The sequence below is a fragment of the Streptomyces rubiginosohelvolus genome, from assembly GCF_014649875.1.
Classification (GTDB): Bacteria; Actinomycetota; Actinomycetes; order Streptomycetales; family Streptomycetaceae; genus Streptomyces; species Streptomyces rubiginosohelvolus.
The window spans coordinates 60,578-80,438 of record NZ_BMTW01000010.1 but is presented as its reverse complement, the minus strand read 5'-3'; the positions used below and the strand labels follow the sequence as shown (position 1 = coordinate 80,438).

Annotated in this window: 17 protein-coding genes; 7 read left to right on the top strand and 10 right to left on the bottom strand. The window is 72.6% G+C overall.

The genetic code is table 11. From position 1 onward, the window contains the following. Positions 1 to 32: 32 nt before the first annotated feature. A complete protein-coding gene (locus IE134_RS22150; RefSeq protein WP_229823689.1) occupies positions 33 to 761 on the bottom strand; it encodes a winged helix-turn-helix transcriptional regulator in 729 nt (242 codons plus the stop codon). Positions 762 to 846: 85 nt separating this feature from the next. Between IE134_RS22150 and IE134_RS22145 the strand changes: the two genes are divergently transcribed. Next, positions 847 to 2,058 carry a pyridoxal phosphate-dependent aminotransferase gene (locus IE134_RS22145; protein ID WP_030814032.1) on the top strand — a complete coding sequence of 404 codons (1,212 nt, stop codon included), beginning with the start codon at positions 847 to 849 and terminating at the stop codon, positions 2,056 to 2,058. Further along, on the top strand, positions 2,055 to 2,702 hold the full coding sequence (locus IE134_RS22140) for a cysteine peptidase family C39 domain-containing protein (protein WP_189431495.1): 648 nt from the start codon (positions 2,055 to 2,057) through the stop codon (positions 2,700 to 2,702). The genes IE134_RS22145 and IE134_RS22140 overlap by 4 nt, the downstream gene beginning before the upstream one ends. Before the next feature lie 376 nt (positions 2,703 to 3,078). Here the strand turns inward: IE134_RS22140 and IE134_RS22135 are convergent, their stop codons facing one another. The 3 genes from IE134_RS22135 to IE134_RS22125 are packed head-to-tail and all read right to left on the bottom strand — an operon-like array spanning position 3,079 to position 8,235. Beyond that, complete coding sequence (locus tag IE134_RS22135; protein ID WP_032784461.1) at positions 3,079 to 3,810, bottom strand: DUF7873 family protein; 732 nt, start codon at positions 3,808 to 3,810, stop codon at positions 3,079 to 3,081. A 43-nt stretch (positions 3,811 to 3,853) separates the two neighbouring features. Then, positions 3,854 to 5,206, bottom strand: coding sequence for an SWIM zinc finger family protein (locus IE134_RS22130; protein ID WP_189431549.1), 1,353 nt, complete (start codon positions 5,204 to 5,206; stop codon positions 3,854 to 3,856). Positions 5,207 to 5,214: 8 nt separating this feature from the next. Then, entirely contained in the window at positions 5,215 to 8,235 is a 3,021-nt protein-coding gene (locus tag IE134_RS22125) for an SCO1167/SCO6262 family helicase (RefSeq protein WP_030713223.1), read from the bottom strand. A gap of 387 nt (positions 8,236 to 8,622) precedes the next feature. Between IE134_RS22125 and IE134_RS22120 the strand changes: the two genes are divergently transcribed. Then, entirely contained in the window at positions 8,623 to 8,979 is a 357-nt protein-coding gene (locus IE134_RS22120; protein ID WP_032784464.1) for a hypothetical protein, read from the top strand. Between the two features lie 24 nt (positions 8,980 to 9,003). Here IE134_RS22120 and IE134_RS22115 read toward each other — a convergent pair whose 3' ends face one another. Beyond that, positions 9,004 to 9,702, bottom strand: coding sequence for a class I SAM-dependent methyltransferase (locus IE134_RS22115; protein ID WP_189431493.1), 699 nt, complete (start codon positions 9,700 to 9,702; stop codon positions 9,004 to 9,006). An 87-nt stretch (positions 9,703 to 9,789) separates the two neighbouring features. Here IE134_RS22115 and IE134_RS22110 point away from each other — a divergent pair, with 87 nt between their 5' ends. Beyond that, positions 9,790 to 10,155, top strand: coding sequence for a DUF6343 family protein (locus IE134_RS22110; RefSeq protein ID WP_189431491.1), 366 nt, complete (start codon positions 9,790 to 9,792; stop codon positions 10,153 to 10,155). 9 nt (positions 10,156 to 10,164) lie between these two features. Here IE134_RS22110 and IE134_RS22105 read toward each other — a convergent pair whose 3' ends face one another. From IE134_RS22105 to IE134_RS22095, 3 genes are all read right to left on the bottom strand, one after another. After that, a complete protein-coding gene (locus IE134_RS22105; protein WP_030713212.1) occupies positions 10,165 to 10,533 on the bottom strand; it encodes a tetratricopeptide repeat protein in 369 nt (122 codons plus the stop codon). A gap of 95 nt (positions 10,534 to 10,628) precedes the next feature. Continuing rightward, positions 10,629 to 11,234 carry a dephospho-CoA kinase gene (gene coaE / locus IE134_RS22100; protein WP_030713209.1) on the bottom strand — a complete coding sequence of 202 codons (606 nt, stop codon included), beginning with the start codon at positions 11,232 to 11,234 and terminating at the stop codon, positions 10,629 to 10,631. 31 nt (positions 11,235 to 11,265) lie between these two features. Further along, positions 11,266 to 12,204, bottom strand: a complete 939-nt coding sequence (locus tag IE134_RS22095) for a PAC2 family protein (protein WP_030713205.1) — start codon at positions 12,202 to 12,204, stop codon at positions 11,266 to 11,268. A 276-nt stretch (positions 12,205 to 12,480) separates the two neighbouring features. Between IE134_RS22095 and IE134_RS22090 the strand changes: the two genes are divergently transcribed. Further along, on the top strand, positions 12,481 to 13,440 hold the full coding sequence (locus tag IE134_RS22090) for a right-handed parallel beta-helix repeat-containing protein (protein WP_189431489.1): 960 nt from the start codon (positions 12,481 to 12,483) through the stop codon (positions 13,438 to 13,440). Between the two features lie 98 nt (positions 13,441 to 13,538). On the opposite strand, the gene rpsA is transcribed toward IE134_RS22090, so the two are convergent. Further along, positions 13,539 to 15,056 carry a 30S ribosomal protein S1 gene (gene rpsA, locus IE134_RS22085; RefSeq protein ID WP_003969826.1) on the bottom strand — a complete coding sequence of 506 codons (1,518 nt, stop codon included), beginning with the start codon at positions 15,054 to 15,056 and terminating at the stop codon, positions 13,539 to 13,541. Between the two features lie 408 nt (positions 15,057 to 15,464). On the opposite strand from rpsA, the gene IE134_RS22080 reads away from it, so the two are divergent. Next, positions 15,465 to 16,313: a class I SAM-dependent methyltransferase gene (locus IE134_RS22080; RefSeq protein WP_189431487.1), complete on the top strand. Its 849-nt coding sequence runs from the start codon at positions 15,465 to 15,467 to the stop codon at positions 16,311 to 16,313. A 38-nt stretch (positions 16,314 to 16,351) separates the two neighbouring features. Beyond that, positions 16,352 to 18,901, top strand: a complete 2,550-nt coding sequence (hrpB, locus tag IE134_RS22075; protein ID WP_189431484.1) for an ATP-dependent helicase HrpB — start codon at positions 16,352 to 16,354, stop codon at positions 18,899 to 18,901. On the opposite strand, the gene pgfA is transcribed toward hrpB, so the two are convergent. Further along, entirely contained in the window at positions 18,888 to 19,853 is a 966-nt protein-coding gene (gene pgfA, locus IE134_RS22070) for a cell envelope lipid trafficking protein PgfA (RefSeq protein WP_030713194.1), read from the bottom strand. The genes hrpB and pgfA overlap by 14 nt on opposite strands. Positions 19,854 to 19,861 lie beyond the last annotated feature (8 nt).

The window sequence follows — 19,861 nt, the reverse complement described above, 5'->3', positions numbered from 1 at the left end:
CCGAGGGGTGAGGGGTTTCTCCGTGCGGATGCTCACTCCCCGCGCAGCTCCGCCGCCAGCGGGCCGTCACCCAGCACCTCGACGCGGCCGTCCTTCACCGCCTCCGTGAGGGTCGCCCCGCCCTGCGCCAGATCCAGGCAGACCTCCGCGCCGAGGACGATCCGGGCGTCGGGGCGGTCGGCGGGACCGTACCCGTACACCGCCCCGTACGCCTCGGCGCCCGGCAGCACGAACCCCGCTCCCCCGCCGGCACGGAGACCGACATGGAGACCGACATGGAGGTGGAACTCGCCCTCGTCGAGGCGGACTTCGAGGACGCCCTCCCGGGTGAGCCCGGTGAGGGCGCCGAGCAGCGGCAGAGCGAACCAGTGGGCCCGCACCGCGTCGGTCGGGCGGCGTTCGGCGAGGGCGGGTGCGCCCCACTCGGCGAGGGCGGCAAGAACCGGCAGAAGGCCGTGGCCACGCTCAGTGAGCTCGTAGACCGACGCGGCCGACGGGGGCGGCAGCTTGCGGCGCAGGGCCAGTCCGGACTGCTCCATGTCCTTCAGGCGGGAGGCCAGCACGTCCGTGCTGACACCCGGCAGGTCGGCGTGCAGGTCCGTGTACCGGCGCGGCCCGCCCAGCAGTTCACGGACGATCAGCAGGGTCCACCGGTCGCCGACGGAGTCGAGGGCGCGGGCGGTGGCGTCGAACTGGTCGTAGCTCCGGCGACGGACGGGGCGTGCTGCTGGACGTGCTGCTGGCTGCTGCTGACGTGGCATGCGACGCAGTCTAGACATGTTGTTGGACTTTCCAAGCTCAAGCTTGGTAAAACCAAGTATCGCAATTCGGCTCGGGAGGCAGCGCATGGAGTTCCGGCAGTCCAGCAAGCTCAACGAGGTCTGCTATGAGATCCGGGGCCCGGTCATCGAGCACGCCAACGCCCTGGAGGAGGCGGGCCACAGCGTGCTCCGGCTCAACACGGGCAACCCCGCGCTCTTCGGCTTCGAGGCGCCCGAGGAGATCGTCCAGGACATGATCCGGATGCTGCCGCAGGCCCATGGCTACACCGATTCGCGCGGCATCCTCTCGGCCCGGCGGGCGGTGGCCCAGCGCTACCAGTCGATGGGGCTGACCGAGGTCGGCGTGGACGACGTGTTCCTCGGCAACGGGGTCTCCGAGCTGATCTCGATGGCCGTGCAGGCGCTGCTGGAGGACGGCGACGAGGTTCTGATCCCGGCCCCGGACTTCCCGCTCTGGACGGCGGTGACCACGCTCGCGGGCGGCAAGGCCGTGCACTACGTCTGCGACGAGGAGTCCGACTGGAACCCGGATCTCGCCGACATGGCGTCGAAGATCACCGACCGGACCAAGGCCGTCGTGATCATCAACCCGAACAATCCCACCGGCGCGGTCTATCCGCGCGAGATCCTGGAAGGCATCCTCGATCTGGCCCGGCGGCACGGGCTGATGGTGTTCGCCGACGAGATCTACGACCAGATCCTGTACGACGGGGCCGAGCACCACAGTGCTGCCGTCCTCGCCCCGGACCTGGTCTGCCTGACCTTCAGCGGCCTGTCGAAGACGTACCGGGTGGCCGGGTTCCGCTCCGGCTGGATGGTGGTGTCCGGCCCGCACCAGCACGCCCGCAACTACCTGGAGGGCCTGACGATGCTGGCCTCCATGCGGCTGTGCCCCAACGCGCCCGCGCAGTACGCCATTCAGGCCGCGCTCGGAGGCCGGCAGTCCATCAAGGAGCTGGTCGCCCCGGGCGGCAGGCTGCACGAGCAGCGCGACCGGGCCTGGGAGCGGCTGAACGAGATCCCCGGAGTCTCGTGCGTGAAGCCGAAGGGCGCGCTGTACGCCTTCCCGCGCATCGATCCGAAGGTCCATCCGATCGTGGACGACGAGAAGTTCGTGCTGGACCTGCTGCTGCGGGAGAAGATCCAGGTGGTGCAGGGCACCGGTTTCAGCTGGCCGCGTCCGGACCACTTCCGCATCCTGACCCTTCCGTACGCTGATGATCTCGACGCGGCGATCAGCCGCATCGGCCGCTTCCTGAACGGATATCGCCAGTGACCTGCGTCCTCTGCTCCGTCCCCGTGCACACCCAGTTCGCCACTCCGGAGCTGGTGGGGGCGATCGTGGAGGGCGGGCTCGATCCGGCCGAGGACCCCGGCTGGGCCGATTCGGGGGCCGGTTCGCCCGCCGAGTACGGGCGCTGGGCCGGTCATCTGTGCGGTATGACCTGTCTGCGCATGGCGCTCGGCGCCGACGCCCCCTCGCTGTTCGCGCTGCGGGACGGGGCGCTGAAGTACGGGGCGTACACGGAGGACGTGGACGGCACGATCCGGGGCCTGGTCTACGCGCCGTTCGCGGAGTACGTCAGCGAGGTGTACGGGCGCGAGGCCACGGTCCACCGGCACCTGGACGTGGCGGAGATCCCCGGTCTGCTGGACGCGGGCCGGACCGTGCTGGCCTCCGTCCACTACGGGATCCGGCATCCGGAGCGGCCGGCTCCGGGGCGGGGCGGGCATCTGGTGCTGGTGACCGCGCGCACGGCCGACGGGTCCGGCGTCCACTTCCACAATCCGTCGGGAACGGATGCCGGGACACGGGCGGCCGTGCTGCCGCTGACGGAGTTCGGGCGGTTCTTCGCGGGCCGGGGCGTGTCGCTGGGAGCGGCGGAGGCATCGGAAACGGGAGCGGGCCCGGAGGCGTAGCCGGCCTCCGGGCCCTGTGAATGCCACCCATCTGGCACGCCGGCACGTTTAAGGGTCCGGGTCAGTCATGATGTCGTCGCGTCCTGCCTTTGGACCACCGCAGATCGGAGCTCTGCGGGCCGGACTTGAACCGGCATCTCGACGCGCGCGGGCCCGGGCCCGTTCGATCCGGCGATCGGCGGCGAATGCTGAGTCTGGAGCAAGAGTCTGAGATTGACGGCGGTCTGCCTCTGCCTGCTTGGGCTACTCCGGCCCGTGCCGGAGGGAGGAGTCGAACCTCCACTGGGACCGCGCCTTCACGACAAGCTTCAGTTTCAGCTTGCGCTCCTCGCGCACCCCGGTCACCGTCAACGGCGGCCGGGGAATCCATGGTCGGTCACCCGAAGAGGTAACCGAATACCGCATCACCCACCCGCTGGTCGGTGACCTCCGCGCCGTTGGCCTCCTCGCGGGCGAACTTCACGGCCTGCTGGAGCTTCTCGATCCGGTCCAGCAGTTCGTTGACGCGCCGCGCGGGCAGCGCCCCGGAGAACTTCACGGTCGTCCAGTACCCGACCGGGATGTCCTCGTAGTACACCTCGACCTGCGCCGGGTGCTTCTCGGTGGCCTCCGCCTTCACATGGTTGCGGGGGACCTTCTTGGTGCGGAGCGTACGGACCGGCTCGGTCTTCCAGGAGTCGGTCGACGGGTCCTGCACCCAGGCCTCGGCCGCGTCCAGGACGGGCAGCTTGCGGACGAAGGTGTTGAGGTCGGTCAGCTGCTTCTCCAGGAAGAGCAGATACGCCACCGGCACCTCGCTCACCAGCACCCGGCCGTCGACCTTCACATCGGCGCGGGCCGAGCAGTTCGCCCAGTCCTTCGTGGCGGTCACATCGAAGAGGCGGGTCAGCGTGGTCGCGGTGTCCCGCAGCACGTCCTCGGCCTTGACCTGGACCAGCGTCGACTCGGGCGGAAGCTGTTCGCCCTCCTCGTCCTTGGGCTGGTAGGTACGGGAGATCCCGGCCAGCAACGCGGCCTTCTGGAGGCCGTGATGGGCCGCCGTCAGGTCCTGGTGCGCCTTGGACTTGACGCCCTTCTCCACTGCGATGATCTGATTGAGTTTCGCCACGTCGAGGACGCTAGCAAGGTCAACGCCCTGACGGCCAAGGGTTTTACCGTACGTAATGGGGGTCGTCCCCGGCCGTGTCCGGGACGGAGTCGCCGGCGAGCAGGGCTTCGAGGGCGGAGACCGGGTCGGGGTCCGGGGCGGCGCGCGGCCACCAGTCGTCGGCCCCGGGGTCGGACTCGTAGCCGTACCAGCGCATGTCCTGGCCGAAGCGGAGCTGGAGCGAACCGGCCGGGTGGGTGAGGTGGTTGCGCCAGGGCGTGAAGCGCGGGAAGCCGGCGGCGGCGAGCGCGGGCCTGGCCCGGTCGAAGGGGCCGGCCGGCGGGTCCCAGGGCGTTTCCAGGGCGGCCAGGCCCTCTGCCTCGCCCTGGCGCCAGGCGGCGACGGCGCGGGCCAGGTCGGTGGTCGTACGGCCGGTGGCGTACGCCAGCTCGCGGTAGAGCGCGCGGGTGGTGGCGGTGAGCCCGGCGGTCGGGCGCGCGGCGGCGAGGCGGACGGCGTCCTGCCACGCGGTGAACCCGGCCAGCGGATCGCGGCCGGTGGTCAGCAGGGCGTGGGCGCGGGCGACGGCGTCGGTGGCGAGGTGGTCCAGGCCCAGTGGGTCGCGGGCACCGGGCAGGTCCGGGTACGACGGCGGCTGGCCGGGGTGCGGCGGGACGGGGCGGGGTGGCGGGAGGGGCGGCAGGAAGCGGGTGGCGAAGGCCTCGCCCGCCGCGACCGAGGGCATGGCCGGGGCCGCGGGGCGCTCGCGGGCGGAGTGTTCGGCGTTCCGCCGGGCGAGCGCGTCCAGCAGCTCACGCTCGCCCCGGCCGCGCATCAGCAGCAGGACGAACGGATCGCTGTCGAGCAGCAGCGCCGTCTGGAAGCAGAGGGCGGCGACATGCTTGCAGGGCCGCCCGTGGTCGGGGCAGGTGCAGCTGGGGTCGAGGTCGTCGGCGGCGGGCAGCAGCCGGACCCCGGCCTCCTCGGCCGTCCGGGCCAGGGAGTGCGGCATCTCCTTGGCCAGCAGCGCGGACAGATGGCCGGGCCGCTCGGCGACCGCGTCGAGCAGGGCCTCCCAGCCCAGGTCGGCGAAGGTGCGCAGGCGCAGCTCGGCGCGGTAGGGGCGGGCGCGGCTGCCGTGCACATAGGCGACGACGCGGCCCGGGGTGACGGTGATCGCGGCGACCTGGCCGTCGTCGGCGTACGCCCGGCCGCGGGCGAGGCGGGCCTCGTCCATCGACAGGGACTCCAGCGCGTCCACCCAGGCCCGGCCCCACCAGCTGTCGGCGAAGGGCTCACCCCCGGCGGAGGTGCGGGCGGGCACCGCCTCGAAGGTGCGCCGCAGGTCGTCCGGGCCGATCCGGGCGCGCGGGGCGGATCTGCGGGCGGCCGGGCCCGTCGTCGGACGGGGGCTCATGCGCGGGCTCATGCGGGCCTCCGCAGGGAGACGAGGTCGGCGAGGTCCCGGTCGCTCAGCTCGGTCAGGGCGCTCTCCCCGCTGCCGAGCACCGCGTCCGCCAGGGCCCGCTTGGACTCCAGCAGCTCGGCGATCCGGTCCTCCACCGTGCCCTCGGCGATGATCCGGTGGACCTGGACGGGCTGGGTCTGGCCGATGCGGTACGCCCGGTCGGTGGCCTGCTCCTCCACGGCCGGGTTCCACCAGCGGTCGAAGTGGACGACATGGGCGGCCCGGGTGAGGTTCAGTCCGGTGCCCGCCGCCTTGAGGGAGAGCAGGAAGACGGGGACCTCGGCGGACTGGAAGCGGTCCACCATCCGCTCCCGTTCGGGCACCGGTGTACCGCCGTGCAGGAGTTGGGAGGGGATCGCACGGGAGGCGAGGTGCGCGGAGAGGAGCCGCGCCATCGACACGTACTGGGTGAAGATCAGGACCGAGCCGTCCTCGGACAGGATCGTGTCGAGCAGTTCGTCGAGGAGGGCGAGCTTGCCGGAGCGGCCCGTGAGCCGGGTGGGCTCCTCCTTCAGATACTGCGCGGGGTGGTTGCAGATCTGCTTGAGCGAGGTCAGCAGCTTCATGATCAGGCCCCGGCGGGCGATGCCCTCCGCCCCCTCGATCTGCGCCATCGTCTCGCGGACCGCCGCCTCGTAGAGCGTGGCCTGTTCCCGGGTGAGGGAGACGGGGTGGTCGGTCTCGGTCTTGGGCGGCAGCTCGGGGGCGATGCCGGGGTCGGACTTCTTCCGCCGCAGGAGGAAGGGGCGCACCAGCCGGGACAGCCGCTCGACCGCCTCGTCGTTGCCGAGACCGGCGGCCGTGTCCGTGTTCTCCACGATCCGGGCGTGCCGGGCCCGGAACGCCTTGAGCGGGCCGAGCAGTCCGGGGGTGGTCCAGTCGAGGAGCGCCCAGAGCTCGGAGAGGTTGTTCTCGACGGGGGTGCCGGTGAGGGCGACCCGGGCCGGGGCGGGGATGGTGCGCAACGCCTTGGCGGTGGAGGAGTGCGGATTCTTGACGTGCTGCGCCTCGTCGGCGACGACCAGGCCCCAGCTCTGCTCGGCGAGCCGGGCCGCGCTGGAGCGCATGGTGCCGTAGGTGGTGAGGACGAATCCGCCGTCCGGATCGCTCAGGCTCCGGTCCGTGCCGTGGAAGCGGCGCACGGGCACGCCGGGGGCGAAGCGGTTGATCTCGCGGTGCCAGTTGCCGAGGAGGGAGGCGGGGCAGACGACGAGGGTGGGCGAGGGGTGCGCCCGGTGCAGGTGGAGGGCGATGAGGGTGATCGTCTTGCCGAGGCCCATGTCGTCGGCGAGGCAGCCGCCGAGACCGAGCGACGTCATCCGGTCCAGCCAGGCCAGACCGCGCAGTTGGTAGTCGCGCAGGGTCGCGTCGAGGCCGGGCGGCGGTGCGATCGTCGTGTCGTCGGCGAGGAGGCGGGTCCGGAGCGCGGCGAGGGCCCCGGCCGGGACGGCGTCCACCCGCTCGCCGTCCACCTCCGCGCTGCCGGTGAGCGCGACCGCCAGCGCGTCCACCGGATCCAGGAGCCCCAGCTCCCGCTTGCGCGCCTTGCGTACGAGCGCGGGGTCGACGACCACCCACTGGTCGCGCAGCCGCACCACCGGGCGGTGCGCCTCGGCCAGGAGGTCCATCTCGGCCTCGGTCAGCCGCTCGTCGCCCAGGGACAGCTGCCAGTCGAAGGCGAAGAGGTGCTCGGCGTCGAAGAAGGACGTGCCGTCGGTGGCCGATCCGGGCGCGGGCCGCACGACGGCGGCCGCGGTGAGCGAACGGGCCAGCTCGCGCGGCCAGCGCACCTCGACCCCGGCGGCGGCCAGCCGGGCCCCGGCGTCGCTCAGCAGCTCGTACAGCTCGTCCTCGGTGATCGCGAGCACATCGGGGACGGGCTGCCCCAGGAGTCGTTCCAGCGGGGTCCAGACGCGGGCGGCGCGGCGCAGGGCCAGCACCGCGTCGACCTGGGAGCGGGGCCCGAACGGCTCGCCCGCCCCGCCGTTCCACAGGGCCGCCGCGTCCACCACGTACGTCGGGTCGGCGAGGCTGTGCACCTGCACGATCGCCGCGGCGGCGGGGCGGACCGCCGGGTCGTCCGCATGCTCCGGCCGGGCGGCTTCGCCGGCGGTCTCCGCCTCCTCGCGGGCGACGGTGAGCGCATAGGTGTCGGCGGTGTCGAACAGCTCGTACGCGGAGAGGTCCAGGCGCAGCGAGACCCGCACGCCCGCGTCCAGGCCCGAGGCCACCTCGACGGCCCAGGCGGCGGCCTGGGGCAGATGCTGGGGCTCGCGGGCGGCGAACGGCGCGCCCATCGCGAACGCGGCGGCGGGCGTGCGCGGCAGCGTGTCGGCGACGGCGTCCAGGAACGCACCGGTCAGCTTCTCGGGGTCGGGCAGCCGGGGCGGCTCGGAGCCGGGGACCGGCACCGCGTGCCCCTCGGGCGGCAGGGCGGCGGCGACCGCCCGCAGATGCGCCACGTCCTCGGCGTCCGAGGGACCGGCCCGCCAGGCGTCGTGGCCGTCCGCCGTGAGACCGGGGAGGATCCGGCCCCGGGCGACGAGGTGGAGGGCGTGCAGGGCTGCCGCGCCCCAGCAGCGCGTGGCGGGGTGGGCGGACGCCTGCTGCCGGGCCCGGACGAGCAGGGGCAGCGCGTCGGCCACGGACAGCAGGGCCGCGGGTACCTCGGCGGTGCGGACGCCCCCGGGGCCCGCGGCGTCGTCCGGCCGGACGACCGTGAGCCGGGCGGCGGTGTACGGGACGGTGTCGGGACGCGCGGTGGCGTCCGCGTACGCGAAGGGCGTCCCGGTCCGCTCCGGAGCGGGGTCGGGACGCCACGGGCCGCCGTCGGCATGGGGGCCGACGTCGGCGCGGGGGTCCCAGAAGGCGATGCGGCCTTCCCTGGGCACCGGTCCGGGCAGGAAGACCGCGGGATGGCGCAGCAGGCGGGCGACGTCGGCGGTCCGCGCCTCGCCCTCACGGGTCTGTTCCGTCATGTGCACTCCCCCTCCCGCTCGATCCCCGGTCTCCGGGGCGCCGATATCCGGGGCTCCGGTCTCCGTCGGCACGGAATGTGCTGACTCAGCGAGTCTAGGCGGGAGGTCTGACACTGCGGACGCCCACCGCATCGCACCAGCTCAGGAGCGTCCCCACCGGTCAGGAGTACGCCTCGGGCGCCCCCGGCTCCGCGAGCGGGCCGCCACGCTCGGTGAGGGCCGAACGGCTGCGGCCGGTGAACCCCCGTCGCTCCGCTGCTCGCCCGGTCGGCCGCGCCCGGGATGCCGGGGGTGACCGGGCCGGGCAGGGTGGCCAGCGCCAGCACGTCTTTTCCGACGTACCGACTTCACCGGACGAGCACCGGACGAGCAGACGAGGACCCGCCCATGTCCGTGACCGCCACCGTTCCCCGCCGCCGACGCCGTCTCGCCGTCACCGCCGGAGTCTCGCTCCTCGCCCTCGCCGCCACGGGCTGCTCCGGGCTCGGCCGCACCGCGGTGGGCCCAGTGACCTACACGACGGAACGCGAAGCGGTGATCCAGGTGAACAGCCCGTCGGTACGCGGCTGCCACCGGATCGCCCCGGCGGGGGCCCACGAGGTGGAGAACGGGACGCTGGTCGACGTGATCCTCTACCGCACCCGTGACTGCACGGGCCGGGGGACGACCTACGTACCGACCCGCTTCAGCGATGTGACGGCGCCGGGCAGCGGCCCGTGGCGCAGCTACAGCTTCGTGCACTGACCCGCGAACCAAGGACCTGCCCGGTCAAAGCGTCGGGCGGGCCAGCAGCCAGGTGCCGTCGTCGGTGAGGGTGCGCTCCACTGTGAGCCCCGCCGCCGCGAGATGTCCGGCCAGGTCCTCGTCGGACAGCTCCCGGGAGAGGAAGGTCTGCGTCCACCGCGCGTCGTCGAAGTGATACTCCGCGCGCACCGAGCGCACACCGTCGCCCACCGGATCCGCCGAGACGATCCGGACCAGGCACCCGGACGGGTCGCTCCGCTCCCACGGAAGCTCCGAGCGGTGCGCCACGCCCTCGCGCTGGACGAGGACGATCCCGTCGTCCCGCACATGGGCCCGGCAGACACGCAGCATCCCGTCGCGCACCCGGTGCTCGCCCGCGTGGACCAGGAACGAGCCGAGCAGCACCACGTCGAACCGCTCGTCGCCGAGGTCCAGCGACTCGATGGAGCTGCGCACCGTGCGCGCCCCGACGATCTCCTCCAGCATCTCCGGCGACTCGTCCACCGCCGTCACCCGGAACCCGCGCCGCACCAGCGGGTGGGTCACCCGGCCCGCCCCGCAGCCCAGTTCGAGGATGCTCGCCCCTTCGGGGGCCACGCCCGCGATCACGTCCGGCTCGTCGCCGACGGCCAGCCGGCGGTACAGCTCCACCGCGCAGCCGTCCGGCGTGATGGCTCCGGGACCCGTCCCCGCGTACCCCTCACGTACCAGTGATTCGCCCATGGAGGGGGAACGAGCCGTCTCCGGGCGCGGTTCCCCGCCCCGCCGCTGTTCCGGCCACCGCTTTCCGTTCCGCCGCCGGGTGGGTCCATGCTGGACAGTGAGGTGATCGCCATGCGTACGGGCAGTGAACCCGCGACCGCCCGCAGTCCGCTGCGGATGCGGCTCTGGCTGAGCCTGTGGGGAACGGCCTGGGCCCTCTTCGGCCTGGTGGCCTTCGCGATGAACGGGCGGCCGGGCTGGGCGGCGGCCTGCGCGGTGGTGCTGCTGCTCGCGGTGGTGGACCTCTGCGTGATCACGTACCGCATGCGCCAGGGCCCGCACTACCAGCCGGGCCGTGACATCCCGCCGTACGAGCCGGACCACGGCGACGGCCGTCCGCGCGGGCAGAGTCCCGGCGCCGACAGCGGGCGGGCGGGTGGAGGACGAACCGATCCGCCCTCCGGGCGCCCCTGACGCGCCCCGTCAGCCCCGCTCGTCGAACTTCGCCGCCCGCAGGTACTCCGGCTTCGGATCCAGCGCCGCCGCCAGGCGGAAGTGCCGGGTCGCCCGCTCCGGGTTGCCGGACCGTTCGAAGGTGCGGGCCAGGGCGAAGTGGGCGAACGCGTTGTCCGGTTCGCGCTCCAGCACCAGCTCGAATTCCAGCTCGGCGGGACGCAGTTGGGCGGCGGCGAAGAAGGCCCGGGCGCGGAGCAGCCGGGCGGCGGTGTTCTCCGGGTGGGCGGCGATCACCGAGTCGAGGAGCTTGACGGCGCCCCGGGGGTCCCGGGCGTCGAGCAGTTGCTCGGCCGCACGGAAGTCGATGACGTCGGTCTCCGGGTTCCTCTCGGGCACGGTAGCGTCCCTTCCTCTCCTCGCGGTCTCCCCGCGCGTGTCCAACATCCGGCCCTGCTGCGCTGTTCCGGCCGGAGCGTTCCGTTCAGCCACGCTCAGCCGGCAGCGGCAGCCCTGCGGACCAGTTCGTCCCAGACCTCGCGGACCCGGGCCTCCAGCGCCTCCCGCGGCCCGTCGTTGTCCACGATCAGGTCGGCGACGGCCCGGCGCTCCTCCCGGGTGGCCTGGGCGGCCATCCTGGCACGGGCGTCGGACTCCGTCATTCCGCGCAGCGTCACGAGCCGGTCGAGCTGGGTCTCGGCGGAGGCGTCGACGACCACGACCAGGTCGTAGAAGGGGGCGAGCCCGTTCTCGGTGAGGAGGGGGACGTCGTGGACGACGACGGCGTCCTCGGGGGCCGCCCGTTCCCGTTCGGCCGCGCGGGCGCCCACCAGGGGGTGGACGATCGCGTTGAGGGCGGCCCGCCGCCCGTCGTCGGCGAAGACGAGCGCACCGAGCGCCGGGCGGTCCAGGGTGCCTTCGGCGGTCAGGACGTCCGGCCCGAACTCCTCGACGACGGCCGCGAGTCCGGGCGTTCCGGGCTCGACGACCTCACGGGCGATCAGGTCGGAGTCGATGAGGACGGCCCCGTACGAGACGAGCAGCCGCGACACTTCGCTCTTGCCGGCGCCGATGCCGCCGGTCAGGCCCACTTTCAGCATGGGCGGCAGCCTACGGGCCGGTCCCGGGCGCTCAGCCCTCGCCCTCCCGCTCGGCGAGGAACCGCTCGAACTCGCGGCCGATCTCGTCGGCGGACGGCAGGTCGACCGGCTCGGCGACGAGGTTGCCGCGCGTCTCGGAGCCGGCGACGGCGTCGTACTGGTGCTCAAGGCCCTCGACGAGGGAGACGAGCTCCTCGTCGCCCTGGCCGATCTGCCGGTCGATCTCGGTCTGCGTGCGGTGAGCCTCGGTGCGCAGGGAGTGCGCGAGGGCGGGCAGCACCAGACCGGTCGCGGCGGTGATCGCCTCCAGCGCGGTGAGCGCCGCGTCCGGGTAGGCGGAGCGGGCCACGTAGTGCGGTACGTGGGTGGCGACCCCGAGGACGTCGTGGCCGGCCTCCATCAGCCGGTACTCCACGAGGGCCTCGGCGGATCCGGGCACCTGGGCCTCGTCGAAGGGGCTGCGGTGGCCGGGCATCAGGTCGGTGCGGTTGCCGTGCGGGGTGATGCCGACGGGGCGGGTGTGCGGGACGCCCATGGGGATGCCGTGGAAGTTCACCGCGAGCCGGACGCCGAGGCGCTCGACGATCTGCTCGACGGCGGCGGCGAACCGCTCCCACTCCACGTCCGGCTCCGGGCCCGACAGCAGCAGGAAGGGCGCTCCGGTGGCGTCCTGGACGACCCGGACCTCCAGGGCGGGCTCTTCGAAGGACGCCCAGCGGTCGCGCCGGAAGGTGAGCAGGGGGCGCCGTGCGCGGTAGTCGACGAGCCGGTCGTGGTCGAAGCGTGCGACGACCTGGTGGGGCAGCGTCTCCAGCAAACCCTCGACGATCTGCTCGCCGGTCTCACCCGCGTCGATGTAGCCGTCGAAGTGGTAGAGCATGACCAGGCCGGCCGACTCCTGGGCCAGCGCCATGTCGACGACGGCCAGGCCCTTCGGCTCCCATTCGTACAAACTCTGCGGATCAGGCACGGTTACCGCTCCTCCTCGTGTTCCTAGACAAGAACACGACCGGCCGCACGCGCATTCCCCGCGCCCTGATCTTTCCCCTCCGAGGGCGGGTCACGGCGCGTCAGTTGCGGTGGGGGCGAAGGCGCTTCACCGCGTCCGGCACCATCCCCGCCGATCCTGGTCCAGACCTTGACGCGCCCCGCCCGGGTCCCTACCGTCACTGGGCAACGCGTTCAGAGACGCGTCTCACATTCATGTACGAGAACATCTGGACTCCTCCGACGGGAAGGCACCCCCATGCGCACCCGCTCCCCCCTCACCGTCCTGCTCGCCGCCGCCCTGGCCGCCGGCGGTCTCACCCTGGCCGGCGCCGGGCCCGCGAACGCCGCGGTCATCGACGTGAGCACCGCGGCCCAGCTCAAGTCGGCGCTCACCACCGTCTCCCCCGGCGACACCATCCGGCTCGCCGACGGCACGTACACCGGCAACTTCAAGGCCACCCGGCCCGGCGCCTCCGGAGCCCGGATCACCCTCACCGGCTCCAGCAAGGCTGTGCTGACGGCGGGCGGCGGCTACGGGCTGCACCTCAACGGCGCCTCGTACTGGACGGTCCACGGGGTCACCATCAAGGGCGGGCAGAAGGGCATCATGGCCGACGCGGCGAACGGTGTCGTGATCGACGCGGTGACCGTGCACGACCTCGACATGGAGGGCGTCCACTTCCGCAAGTCCAGCAGAGACGGCGTCCTGAAGAACTCCCGGATCTACGACACCGGGCAGAACGGGCGCGGCATGGGCGAGGGCGTGTACGTCGGTTCAGCCGGCGATCTGTCCGACCGGAGCGACAACGCGCAGATCCTGAACAACACCATCGGGCCGGACGTCGGCGGCGAGTCCGTCGACATCAAGGAAGGCACGACCGGCGCGCGGATCATCGGCAACACCTTCGACGGCCACGGCCTGACCGGCGCCAACTACGACGACTCCTGGGTCGACGTGAAGGGCAACAACGTCCTGGTCGAAGGCAACAAGGGGTCGCGGACCACCAACAACGGCTACGAGACGCACACCCAGCAGAGCGGCTGGGGCTGCGGCACCGTCTTCCGGAACAACTCCTCGAACCTGACCGGGGCCACCGGCGACAGGCAGCTCGCCATCAACGTCACCAACAACAGCTCCAGTTGCCGCACCACCGTCTACGCCAGCAACACCGTCACCGGCGGCAAGGGGCTGACCAACATCGCCGTCACCCCCTGAGCGTCCGGATACGCGAGTGAGGCCCGCCCCCCGAAGGGAACGGGCCTCACTTACCGCTCTACAGCTACTGCAGCCGATGAGCCGCCGGGGTCAGAGCGTCAGCTCTGGCCGCCCGCGAGCTTCTCGCGCAGCGCGGCAAGGGCCTCGTCCGACGCCAGGGCGCCGGAGTTGTCCGCCGACTCCGAGGAGTACGAACCGCCGCCGCCACCGCTGCCGCCGGAGGCGGCCGGAGCAGCGCCGGCCGGGGCAGCAGCGCCCTCGGCCGCAGCGGCCTCGTCGGCCTCGCGGGACTTGATGACCTGGGCCTGGTGCTGCTCGAAGCGCTGCTGCGCCTCGGCGTACTGGGTCTCCCAGACCTCGCGCTGCGCCTCGAAGCCCTCGAGCCAGTCGTTGGTCTCGGGGTCGAAGCCCTCGGGGTAGATGTAGTTGCCCTGGTCGTCGTACGACGCGGCCATGCCGTACAGCGTCGGGTCGAACTCGACCGAGGCCGGGTCGCCACCGAAGGACTCGTTGGCCTGCTTCAGCGAGAGGCTGATGCGACGGCGCTCGAGGTCGATGTCGATGACCTTGACGAAGATCTCGTCGTTGACCTGGACGACCTGCTCCGGGATCTCCACGTGGCGCTCGGCCAGCTCGGAGATGTGGACCAGACCCTCGATGCCCTCGTCGACGCGGACGAACGCACCGAACGGAACGAGCTTGGTGACCTTACCCGGGACGACCTGACCGATCTGGTGCGTCCGGGCGAACTGCTGCCACGGGTCTTCCTGCGTCGCCTTGAGCGACAGGGAGACACGCTCGCGGTCCATGTCGACGTCGAGGACCTCGACGGTGACTTCCTGGCCGACCTCGACAACCTCGGAGGGGTGGTCGATGTGCTTCCAGGACAGCTCGGAGACGTGCACGAGACCGTCGACGCCACCCAGGTCCACGAAGGCACCGAAGTTGACGATCGAGGAGACGACGCCGGAGCGGACCTGACCCTTCTGCAGGGTGGTGAGGAACGTCTGGCGAACCTCGGACTGGGTCTGCTCGAGCCAGGCACGGCGGGACAGGACCACGTTGTTGCGGTTCTTGTCCAGCTCGATGATCTTCGCCTCGAGCTCCTTGCCCACGTAGGGCTGGAGGTCGCGGACACGACGCATCTCGACGAGCGACGCCGGGAGGAAGCCACGGAGGCCGATGTCGAGGATGAGACCACCCTTGACGACCTCGATGACGGTACCGGTGACGATGCCGTCCTCTTCCTTGATCTTCTCGATGGTGCCCCAGGCACGCTCGTACTGAGCGCGCTTCTTCGAGAGGATCAGGCGGCCTTCCTTGTCCTCCTTCTGGAGAACCAGGGCCTCGATCTCGTCGCCGACCTTGACGACCTCGTTCGGGTCGACGTCGTGCTTGATCGAGAGCTCGCGGCTCGGGATGACACCTTCGGTCTTGTAACCGATGTCGAGGAGAACCTCGTCCCGGTCAACCTTGACGATGACACCGTCAACGATGTCGCCGTCGTTGAAGTACTTGATCGTCTCGTCGATCGCCGCGAGGAACGCGTCCGCGTCGCCGATGTCGTTGACCGCAACCTGCGGAGTGGTGGCGGTGGTCTCGGTGCTGCTCGTCATGTGGGAAAGGGCTCCGGTACGGACAGAGAGTCGTAGGTACTGCTACGCCGAAAGCCCGTATCGCCTCTGCAGAAGCCGGACAGCCTGGAAAGCGCGCAATCCGTTTCCGGAGAGACGCCTCGACAACCGAGGGGACATGCAACAGACGCGAGCGCGGCCTGCTAGGTCTGAGGCGCGCAGGCTCGCAGCGCAACTTGTAGCATACGGGGGCAGCCGGACAGGGTCAATGCGCGAAGGCGCACACCCGGGGCGCATCGCCCCAAACCCGGCACAACTCGTGTTCTCCGAGGCCACATCGGCCCGAGAACACTACGGCACGGCGCCGCGAGCACGCCTCCGTACCCCCGGGGTACGCCCCTGGTACGGACCGCACGCGGCGGGTGAAGGCAAACTACAACGACGGGCACGATGAGCCAAGAGATCCACGGGACCTACTCCTCGGAACCCGGAGAACCCGCAGAGTCCGCGGAGCCGGAAGCCACGCGCCGGGCGGCGGACGAGGCCGAGAGCAGCCGGGCCAGCCGCGGCTGGTGGGACCGCAACGCCGACGAGTACCAGAGCGACCACGGCGGTTTCCTGGGGGACGACCGGTTCGTCTGGGGTCCCGAGGGGCTGGACGAGGCGGACGCCGCCCTGCTGGGGCCCGCGACCGCCCTCAAGGGGCTGGACGTCCTGGAGATCGGGGCCGGGGCCGCCCAGTGCTCGCGCTGGCTGGCCGCGCGGGGCGCCCGCCCGGTGGCGCTGGACCTCTCCCACCGCCAGCTCCAGCACGCCCTGCGCATCGGCGAGGGACTCCCCCTGGTGGAGGCGGACGCGGGCCGGCTGCCCTTCCGGGACGGCTCCTTCGACCTGGCCTGTTCCGCGTACGGGGCGGTGCCGTTCGTCGCCGATCCCGTGCGGGTCTTCCGCGAGGTCCACCGGGTGCTGCGGCCCGGCGGGCGGTGGGTGTTCTCCGTGACGCATCCGATCCGCTGGGCGTTCCCGGACGAGCCCGGGCCCGAGGGGCTCTCCGTCGCCGCCTCCTACTTCGACCGCGTCCCCTACGTCGAACAGGACGAGGCCGGCGACGCCGTCTATGTGGAACACCACCGCACGCTCGGCGACCGGGTCCGGGACGTGGTCGCGGGCGGTTTCCGGCTGGTCGACCTGGTCGAACCGGAATGGCCCGCCTGGAACGACCAGGAGTGGGGCGGCTGGTCCCCGCTGCGCGGCAACCTGATCCCGGGCACGGCGATCTTCGTGTGCGAGCGGGACTGACCGTCCGGACCGCGTCCGCCCCGTACGACACTGGGGGCGTGATCCGTACCGAAGCCCTGGACCGCCTGCCCGTCCGCACCGCCGTGCCCGCCCTGGAGCGCGCGCTCGACGACCGGGGCGTCGCCGTCCTGTGCGCCCCGCCGGGCACCGGCAAGACGACGCTCGTCCCGCTGGTGCTGGCCGGGCTGACCGGCAACGGGCCGGTGCGCCGGGTCCTGGTCGCCGAGCCGCGCCGGATCGCCGCGCGGGCGGCGGCGCGGCGGATGGCCTGGCTGCTGGGCGAGCGGCCGGGCGAACGGGTCGGCTTCACGGTGCGCGGCGAGCGCGTGGTGGGGCGGGAGACGGTGGTGGAGGTCGTGACCACCGGGGTGCTGCTCCAGCGGCTCCAGCGCGACCAGGAGCTGGCCGGGGTCGACGTGGTGATCATCGACGAGTGCCATGAGCGGCACCTGGACGCGGACACGGTCGCGGCTTTCCTCCTGGACGTACGGGAGGCGATCCGGCCCGATCTGCGGCTGGTGGCGGCGTCCGCGACCACGGACGCGGAGGGCTGGGCGCGGTTGCTGGGCGATGCCCCGGTGATCGAGGCCGAGGGCGTCTCGTACCCGGTGGAGGTCCTCTGGGCCCCGCCCGCGCGGCCGGTGAAGCCGCCGCACGGGATGAGGGTCGATCCGGCGCTGCTGACGCATGTGGCGGCGACCGTGCGGCGGGCGCTGGCGGAGCGGGAGGGGGACGTCCTCTGCTTCCTGCCCGGCGTCGGGGAGATCGGCCGGGTGGCCGGGCAGCTCGCCGGGGTGGACGCGGAGGTGCTCCAGGTGCACGGGCGGGCTCCGGCCGCCGTGCAGGACGCGGTGCTGGCCGGGTCGTCCGGCGTACGCCGGGTGGTGCTGGCGACCTCGGTGGCGGAGTCGTCGCTGACGGTCCCGGGCGTGCGGATCGTCGTCGACTCGGGGCTCGCGCGGGAGCCGCGTACCGACCACGCCCGGGGGCTGAGCGCCCTGACGACTGTACGGGCCTCGCAGGCGGCCGGGCGGCAGCGCGCCGGGCGGGCGGGGCGGGAGGCTCCGGGGGCGGTGTACCGGTGCTGGGACCAGGCCGAGGACGGGCGGCTCGCGCGCTTCCCTGCCCCGGAGATCAAGGTGGCCGACCTCGCGGCGTTCGCGCTCCAGGCGGCGTGCTGGGGCGATCCGGACGCCTCCTCACTCGCCCTGCTGGACCCGCCGCCGGCCGGGGCGATGGGCGCGGCCCGGGAGGTGCTGGACGCGATCGGCGCGGTGGACGGCGGCGGCCGGGTCACCGGGCGCGGTGTACGGATGTCCCGGCTCGGGCTGCACCCCCGGCTGGCGCGGGCCCTGCTGGACGGGGCGGCGGAGGTCGGGGCGCGGCGGGCTGCGGAGGTGGTGGCGCTGCTGAGCGAGGAGCCGCCGAGGGAGTACGGGGACGATCTCGCGGCGGCGCTGCGGACCGCCCGCCGGGGCCAGGACGGGTACGCGGCGCGCTGGAAGCAGGAGGTGCGGCGGCTGTCGGGCCAGGTGGACGGGGCTGGCTCCGGCTCCGGCTCCGGCTCCGGCTCCGGCTCCGGCTCCGGCTCCGGCTCCGGCGAGGGTCGTTCCGATGACGCCGTCGTCGGGCTCGTCGCCGCGCTGGCGTTCCCCGAGCGGGTGGCGCGGGCCCGGGGCGACGGGGCGTTCCTGATGGCGTCGGGCACGGGCGCGGAACTGCGGGACGGGTCGCCGCTGCGCCGCTCGCCCTGGCTGGCGGTGGCGGTCGCGGACCGGCCCTCCCACGCGGCGTCCGCGCGGGTGCGGCTGGCGGCGGTGCTCGACGAGGACACCGCGCTGGCGGCCGCCGGGCATCTGCGGGTGCGGGGCGAGGAGGTCCGCTGGATGGACGGCGAGGTGGCCGCCCGGTCCGTGGACCGGCTGGGGGCGGTCGAGTTGGCGGTACGGCCGCTGAAGCAGCCCGATCCGGAGCTGGTGCGCGGGGCCCTGGTGGACGGGCTGCGGCGCGAAGGGCTCGGGCTGCTGCGCTGGAACCGGGACACCGAGCAGCTGCGGTCGCGCCTGGCGTTCCTGCACCGGGTGCTGGGGGCGCCGTGGCCGGACGTGTCGGACGGGGCGTTGCTGGCGGATCCGGACGCGTGGCTGGAGCCTGAGCTGTCGCGGGCCCGGCGGCGCTCCGATCTGAGCCGGATTGACGCGGGCCAGGCGCTGCGGCGGCTGCTGCCCTGGGCGACCGGCGAGGCGGCCCGGCTGGACGAGCTGGCGCCGGAGCGGATCGAGGTGCCGAGCGGGTCCCGGATCCGGGTGGAGTACGGCGGGGACCAGCCCGTACTGGCGGTGAAGCTCCAGGAGTTGTTCGGGCTGGCCGAGACGCCCCGGGTGGCCGGGGTGCCGGTCCTGGTGCACCTCCTCTCCCCCGCCGGACGCCCCGCGGCCGTCACCGCGGACCTGGCGTCGTTCTGGCGGGAGGGCTACAAGGCGGTGCGGGCGGAGCTGCGCGGCCGCTACCCGAAGCATCCGTGGCCGGAGGACCCCGCGACCGTACCGGCGACGCGGTACACGTCGGCGAGGCTCAAGCGTTCGTAGGGGTCTCGGGCCGCCGCGAGCGGGCCTCCAGCCACAGGGCCAGCGCGGCCAGTCCGATGCCGAGGCCCAGGAAGCCCCAGGGCAGGTACGAGGTGAGGAGGAGGACCAGGACGCGCTGGGACTTCACCAGGCCGACGGTGTCGACGATGTAGTCCTCGCGCATCTTCACATGGCCGGAGAACGCGGTGACGGTGTCCTCGGACATGCCCATCTTCTTGGCGTCGCGCAGCTCTTCGCGGTGGATCTCCTCGCCGTTGACGGGGGCGCCGGTGACCGGGTCGACCCAGAACATGCGCTTGGTGGTGTACCAGCGGGTCATGCCGGTCTGCGCGATCTGCTCGGCGGTGATGCCCTCGATGGGCATCTTCTTCGGCATGGGGACCTTGGTCCACGGGATGGTCTGCTCGAAGTAGTAGACCTCCAGGCCGCGGAAGGTGCGGGTGCCCCGGTAGTGGATGGGGGCGGTGGTGCGGGTCTGGGCGTCGAAGTACTCGTAGTCCCGTTTCTCGGTGAGGAAGGGCCACTTGAACTCGATGCCCTCGCGGCGGACCGGGTCGCCGTCGACCATCTCGCCGGTGGCGTTGACGGGGGCCTGGGTGTGGGCGTCGAAGATGTAGCGCTCGGGGATGGCGGAGACCATCTTGCCGTCGGGGCCCTGGACGTAGGAGAGGGCGTCCCAGACGACGACGTCGCGTCCGGCGCTGCGTTCGATCTTCTCGGACTCCTCCACATTGCCCTTGAGGGTCTGGACGATGGTGACCTTGTCGACCTTCTTCGCCTTGAGGGTGGAGTAGTCGAGGAGGACGGCGGGCTTCGCCTCCAGGACGACTTCCTGGTACTGGCCGGCCGGGATCTTGGCCAGCCGCGGGAAGGCGTACCAGCGCAGCAGCGGTGACAGGGCGGCGAAGAACACGGCGAAGGCCAGGAGTACGAGACCGGCTCGGCGGCGCATGGTGGTGA

Coding starts and splice junctions, on each gene's coding strand:
- IE134_RS22150 (WP_229823689.1), bottom strand. CDS start 761: ATGCCACGTCAGCAGCAGCCAGCAGCACGTCCAGCAGCACGCCCCGTC.
- IE134_RS22145 (WP_030814032.1), top strand. CDS start 847: ATGGAGTTCCGGCAGTCCAGCAAGCTCAACGAGGTCTGCTATGAGATC.
- IE134_RS22130 (WP_189431549.1), bottom strand. CDS start 5,206: ATGAGCCCCCGTCCGACGACGGGCCCGGCCGCCCGCAGATCCGCCCCG.
- IE134_RS22125 (WP_030713223.1), bottom strand. CDS start 8,235: ATGACGGAACAGACCCGTGAGGGCGAGGCGCGGACCGCCGACGTCGCC.
- IE134_RS22120 (WP_032784464.1), top strand. CDS start 8,623: ATGTCCGTGACCGCCACCGTTCCCCGCCGCCGACGCCGTCTCGCCGTC.
- IE134_RS22115 (WP_189431493.1), bottom strand. CDS start 9,702: ATGGGCGAATCACTGGTACGTGAGGGGTACGCGGGGACGGGTCCCGGA.
- IE134_RS22110 (WP_189431491.1), top strand. CDS start 9,790: ATGCTGGACAGTGAGGTGATCGCCATGCGTACGGGCAGTGAACCCGCG.
- coaE (WP_030713209.1), bottom strand. CDS start 11,234: ATGCTGAAAGTGGGCCTGACCGGCGGCATCGGCGCCGGCAAGAGCGAA.
- IE134_RS22090 (WP_189431489.1), top strand. CDS start 12,481: ATGCGCACCCGCTCCCCCCTCACCGTCCTGCTCGCCGCCGCCCTGGCC.
- rpsA (WP_003969826.1), bottom strand. CDS start 15,056: ATGACGAGCAGCACCGAGACCACCGCCACCACTCCGCAGGTTGCGGTC.
- IE134_RS22080 (WP_189431487.1), top strand. CDS start 15,465: ATGAGCCAAGAGATCCACGGGACCTACTCCTCGGAACCCGGAGAACCC.
- pgfA (WP_030713194.1), bottom strand. CDS start 19,853: ATGCGCCGCCGAGCCGGTCTCGTACTCCTGGCCTTCGCCGTGTTCTTC.